The organism is Mycolicibacterium vaccae NBRC 14118 = CIP 105934 (assembly GCF_001552715.1).
GTDB classification, from domain to species: domain Bacteria; phylum Actinomycetota; class Actinomycetes; order Mycobacteriales; family Mycobacteriaceae; genus Mycobacterium; species Mycobacterium vaccae.
Genome location: NZ_BCRS01000273.1, coordinates 1 through 4,120, shown reverse-complemented (window position 1 = coordinate 4,120; position 4,120 = coordinate 1). Strand labels below are relative to the sequence as shown.

General features: G+C 67.4%; 7 protein-coding genes. 4 read left to right on the top strand and 3 right to left on the bottom strand.

The window, feature by feature from the left end:
- The 3 genes from MVA01S_RS28915 to MVA01S_RS28905 all read right to left on the bottom strand — a co-directional run.
- The coding region (locus MVA01S_RS28915) for a dihydrofolate reductase family protein (RefSeq protein WP_174539009.1) at positions 1-282 on the bottom strand (282 nt) is incomplete at its 3' end.
- Entirely contained in the window at positions 279-779 is a 501-nt protein-coding gene (locus MVA01S_RS28910) for a flavin reductase family protein (protein ID WP_003929935.1), read from the bottom strand. The genes MVA01S_RS28915 and MVA01S_RS28910, both read right to left, overlap by 4 nt.
- A gap of 8 nt (positions 780-787) precedes the next feature.
- The gene (locus MVA01S_RS28905; protein WP_003929936.1) at positions 788-1,366 is read right to left on the bottom strand and encodes a hemerythrin domain-containing protein; all 579 of its coding nucleotides are present in this window, start codon (positions 1,364-1,366) and stop codon (positions 788-790) included.
- Positions 1,367-1,513: 147 nt separating this feature from the next.
- Between MVA01S_RS28905 and MVA01S_RS28900 the strand changes: the two genes are divergently transcribed.
- From MVA01S_RS28900 to MVA01S_RS28885, 4 genes are all read left to right on the top strand, one after another.
- Complete coding sequence (locus tag MVA01S_RS28900; protein ID WP_003929937.1) at positions 1,514-2,695, top strand: zinc-dependent alcohol dehydrogenase; 1,182 nt, start codon at positions 1,514-1,516, stop codon at positions 2,693-2,695.
- A gap of 69 nt (positions 2,696-2,764) precedes the next feature.
- Positions 2,765-3,022, top strand: coding sequence for a DUF7218 family protein (locus tag MVA01S_RS28895; RefSeq protein WP_003929938.1), 258 nt, complete (start codon positions 2,765-2,767; stop codon positions 3,020-3,022).
- Between the two features lie 5 nt (positions 3,023-3,027).
- Positions 3,028-3,396, top strand: coding sequence for a hypothetical protein (locus MVA01S_RS28890; RefSeq protein ID WP_003929939.1), 369 nt, complete (start codon positions 3,028-3,030; stop codon positions 3,394-3,396).
- 51 nt (positions 3,397-3,447) lie between these two features.
- Positions 3,448-4,120 (top strand): DUF222 domain-containing protein (locus MVA01S_RS28885; protein ID WP_159426373.1); only part of this gene is annotated, 673 nt, incomplete at its 3' end.

The window sequence follows — 4,120 nt, the reverse complement described above, 5'->3', positions numbered from 1 at the left end:
CCCCAGTTCCCGCCGCTGCGCGCGGTGCTCGGCGCGCAGCCGCACCGGGCCGTACCCTTCGGCACGTGCGGTGCCCGCTCCGACCAGCACCACGTCGGCGTACGCCCGCAACGCCAGCAGGAGCCGGTAGTCCGTGGGGCAGGACAGCGGGCCCGCGCGGCCGCCGAAGGCCGCGCTCGCGTCGGCGCTGAAGATCATGTTCGCCCGGACGCCGGGCGGGGCGGGGCGGTAGCCGTGGTCCTCGGCGGCGTCACCGGGAACCAGCGTGGTGACCTCGGTCATGCCTCGTGCCCGGCCTCCACGTGATCCACGTCCGAGAACGTGATGACCTCGCCGAGTTCGTCTGGGGCACTTCCTGATACGGGCTCGAGCAGGTGTCCGACGTGGTCGCCGAGGTCGAATCGGCGGGTGATCTTCCCGACGAACCACGCCGGGGTGGCGTCGAGGATCGGCACGCCCTCGGGGCTGAGGTGCCATCGGCACTTGGCGAACTTGTCGGTGTCGTCGCCGGTCTGCCCGCCGAACAGTTCGGCCAGCTCCAGCTCGTCGCGGGGCAGCAGGTGCACGGCGAGATGGTCGGCCTTCATGGCCACCGAGAACGTGTGGTTCTTGCGGGACATCCCGACCAGGAACCGCGGCGGGTTGATGCTGGTCTGGGACGTGAACCCGACCAGGCAGCCGGCGAGTTGATCGCCGGCTGCCGTGGTCACGACGAAAACCGGATAGTCGAGCAACGAGACGAGGTCGTTGAAGGCGGCTTCGCCGCTGTGGTCACTCATGGACGGGATCAGCTCCGGTTGGACCCGAACGCGTCCTTGAGGGCGTCGCGGGCGCGGTCCAGAATCGACGCGAACGGCCCGGCGGCGAAGTTCGCGGCGGCGGACTCCACACCCGGATGCGGGTGGGTGGGGGCGATCCGCTCGGCGACCGCGACGGCCTGGCCGAGCTTGCCCAGTTCGTCGTCGCTGACGGCCGCCTCGAGCGCGGTGAACTCCAACTCCTCCTCGTGCTTGGCGTGCTCGAGCACCGCGGCCTGCAGGTGGATCAACGCCTTGCTGAACTCGGCGCTGTCGATCGGCAGCTGCTCGATGTCGCGCAGCAGCACCTTCGCGTCGTGCTCCTCGGCGAGGCGCTCGTCGACGATCTGTGCGCCACCCTCGACCTTGCGCCTCACCCGCGGGTGCACGACCATCTCCTCGGCGGTCTCGTGCACGGCGAGCATGGTCCGCAACCTGGTGAAGGCTTCCTCGCGGGTCGCCGCGTCGGGGGCGTCCAGCGTCTCGATGAACAGCGCCTTGATGGTCTCGTGTTGCGACTTGAGGTAGTCGACGACGTCCCGGGCCGATCCGATACTCGGTGCGGTCACGGTGAACCTCCTTGATAGAGCGGGTCTTTGGGCTGTCTGACGCTGGCTGCGCTGCGCAGCGCAGCACGGGTCCGGTACCCGGGGAGGCAGAGTCGAAAACCCGTTCGGTCGGGTTTGGGACGCCCGTCACCGGGTAGGTGACGGCCCATGAAGGCAGTCACCTGGCACGGCAAGCGGGATGTGCGCGTCGACACCGTTCCCGATCCGCGAATCGAAGAACCGACCGACGCGATCATCGAGGTGACGTCGACCAACATCTGCGGGTCCGACCTGCACCTCTACGAGGTGCTCGGTGCGTTCATGCACGAGGGCGACATCCTCGGCCACGAACCCATGGGGGTGGTGCGCGAGGTCGGTAGCGCGGTGTCGAACCTGCAGGTGGGGGACCGCGTGGTGATCCCGTTCCAGATCTCGTGCGGGCACTGTTTCATGTGTGACCGCAGCCTGTACACCCAGTGCGAGACCACGCAGGTCCGCGAGCAGGGCATGGGGGCGGCGCTGTTCGGCTACTCCGAGCTGTACGGCTCGGTGCCGGGCGGGCAGGCGGAGTACCTGCGCGTCCCGCAGGCGCAGTTCACCCACATCAAGGTGCCGGACGGGCCGCCGGATTCGCGGTTCGTGTACCTGTCGGACGTGCTGCCGACCGCGTGGCAGGCGGTGGCCTACGCCGACGTGCCCGAGGGCGGGACGGTCACCGTGCTGGGGCTGGGGCCCATCGGGGACATGGCTGCGCGGATCGCCCAGCACCTGGGTTACGAGGTGTTCGGGGTGGATCTGGTGCCGGAGCGGCTCGCCAGGGCCACCGCGCGCGGCATCAACGCCATCGACGCGACCAAGGTCGACGGATCCGTCGGCGACGAGGTCCGACGGCTGACCGGCGGTCGCGGCAGCGATTCGGTGATCGACGCCGTCGGGATGGAGGCGCACGGATCGCCGGTGGTCAAGCTGGTCCAGCAGGCGACCGCCCTGCTACCTGACGCGATCGCCAAGCCGATGATGCAGAAGGCCGGCCTGGACCGGCTGGACGCGCTGTACACCGCGATCGACTGCGTGCGACGGGGCGGCACGCTGTCGTTGATCGGGGTGTACGGCGGGATGGCGGATCCGCTGCCGATGCTCACGCTGTTCGACAAGCAGATTCAGCTGCGGATGGGCCAGGCCAACGTCAAGAAGTGGGTTGACGACATCATGCCGTTGCTGACCGACGCCGACCCGCTCGGTGTGGACACCTTCGCGACCCACATTCTGCCTCTCGACGAGGCCCCGCACGCGTACAAGATCTTTCAGGAGAAGAAGGACGGCGCGGTGAAGGTCATTCTGCAGCCCTGAGGCTCAGGTTTTGTCGCGCGGACCCCGGGGAAGCCTCTACGAACTGATCGACTCAGGGAGGCGAGGTTCATGCCGAACTCATCTATCAAGAACGAGCAGATGTATGAGGAACTCCGGCGCGACGGAAACTCGAAGGAGAAGGCGGCGCGGATCTCCAACGCCGCCGCGGCACGGGGTAAATCCTCGGTCGGTCGTAAGGGCGGCCAATCCGGCTCCTACTACGACTGGACGGTCGGTGAACTGAAGAAACGAGCCAAGGAGCTCGGCATCTCCGGGTACTCGCACCTGACCAAGGAGAAGTTGATCTCGCGCCTGCGTAACCACTAGTCGCCATGGCGGTCACCGCATTTCAAGATCTGCCCCTGGCTGACAGAGACCGCGAGTGGGACGGCGGAGCCGCCGAGAAGCGGGTCCGGGAGTGGGCAGACGCAGAAGACGAGCCCAACGAGAAGTACCGCGACGCGCATGTCTGGTACGACTCGGACAAGAAATCCAACTTCACGGCGTACAAGCTGCTGATCGCCGACGTCATCGACGGCAAGCTTCGTGCGGTGCCGCGTGGGGTGATGGCCGCAGGGGCAATCATGCAGGGCTCGCGCGGCGGTATCGACCTGCCGGACAACGACATCGACCGCGTCAAGAGTCACCTGGCGAAGTACTATGCGAAGATGGGCGAGTCTGCGCCCTGGGATCGGGAGTAGCGCCGAATTCGGTGCGCGGACGTGTCAGTGGAGCCGAGTAGACTCGCACACATGTTCGATGAATCGGTTCCGGAGCCCGCCCAGCTCGCCGGTTTCTCGGATGCCGAGCTCATAGACGCCGCAGCGGTTACCTCGCGGATGGAGAACGCGATCTGTGCCCGCAAGCTGGCAGTGATGGCCGAATTGTTCATCCGCCGCGTCGACCTCGCCCCCGACGACCGACTGGACTGGTGGGTCGACCCGGAAGCCGCGGTCACCGCCGAACTGGCCGCGGCGTATCGGATCACCCAGGGGTTGGCGCTGCATCAGGCCTACCGCGCGGTGGTGCTGCGCGACCGCCTCCCCAGACTCGGGGCGCTGTTCCTGCAGGGGTTGATCAGCGAGATGTTGGTGCGCGCGATCATCACCCGTACCGACCTGATCACCGACCCGGACTTGATCGCCGCAGTCGATGCCGACCTGGCCGCCGAGATCCTCGGTTGGGGACCGTTGTCGGTCAAGAAGACCGAAGCCGAGATCGACGCCATCGTCGACCGCCACGACCCCGACGCGGTGCGGAAGAGCCGCGAAGGCGACCTGGGGCGCACGATCGAGTTCGGCAACCCCGGTGATGCGCCCGGGTTCACCACGGTATGGACGCGGATGTTCGACGGTGATGCCGCTGCGGGGAAACGCACCCTGACCGCGATGGCCTACAGCGTCTGCGACGCCGACCCCCGCACGC